This window comes from Pseudomonas rustica, from assembly GCF_018336155.1.
Lineage (GTDB): Bacteria > Pseudomonadota > Gammaproteobacteria > Pseudomonadales > Pseudomonadaceae > Aquipseudomonas > Aquipseudomonas rustica.
The window spans coordinates 1-357 of record NZ_JAGYHF010000045.1; the positions used below are offsets into that span (position 1 = coordinate 1).

The following is a 357-nucleotide window of genomic DNA, read 5'->3' on the forward strand; positions in this document are numbered from 1 at the left end:
TGTGGGAGATTCTATGGTTGCGAACAACGTTTTTTAGGCAGATTTGCTGACGTATGCTTTCTCGCTCTTCAGCAGCGCGTATGCAATACGCGCAAGTTTACGTGACAAAATCACCAGCGCTTCAGTGGTGGCTTTGCCCTTGTTTCGATGATGCTCATAGGTTTCCTTCCAGGCCGCTGTGCGGCTGGCGGACATGGAGGCGTTGTGCAAAAGCCTGCGAATTTCCGAGCAGCCTCGCTTGGTCAAACGACGACGTCCGGTTTTTTCCCCAGAGTCAGAAATTCTCAAGTCCATGCCAATGAAAGCGATGTAAGCATCACTGCTCTTGAACTCACCTCGGATAAACGCCATCACCAA

Annotated in this window: 1 protein-coding gene; it reads right to left on the minus strand. The window is 50.7% G+C overall.

Annotated features, from left to right (window positions below; genetic code table 11):
• Positions 1 to 33: 33 nt before the first annotated feature.
• The coding region (locus KFS80_RS26785; RefSeq protein ID WP_212546477.1) for a transposase at positions 34 to 357 on the minus strand (324 nt) is incomplete at its 5' end.